The sequence below is a fragment of the Zavarzinella formosa DSM 19928 genome, assembly GCF_000255705.1.
GTDB classification, from domain to species: domain Bacteria; phylum Planctomycetota; class Planctomycetia; order Gemmatales; family Gemmataceae; genus Zavarzinella; species Zavarzinella formosa.
The window spans coordinates 1,640-1,864 of the sequence record NZ_JH636465.1 but is presented as its reverse complement, the minus strand read 5'-3'; the positions used below and the strand labels follow the sequence as shown (position 1 = coordinate 1,864).

Below are 225 nucleotides of genomic sequence, written 5' to 3'. Positions count from 1 at the left end.
ACCTGGCCGAACTGGTTGTTCGCCCCGCCGAAGCCCTGCAACCCCTGACCCCCGCCGTTCCCGTTGAACGCCTGACCGGCAATCTGCTGGCCGCCGCCACCGCCTGCCCCGGCGTTTCCGTTGTTACCGTTTTGACCGACGCCGATGAATCCCCCTTGAACTTGGAAGCCGTTCTGGCCACCGAAAGTCGTGGCCCCGCCGAGGGAGAAGACCTGCCCGAGGACC

General features: G+C 66.7%; 1 protein-coding gene. It reads left to right on the top strand.

The window, feature by feature from the left end; all coding sequences use genetic code 11:
* Positions 1-225: hypothetical protein (locus BGIM_RS65480; protein WP_162136372.1), on the top strand; the 225-nt coding region annotated here is incomplete at both ends.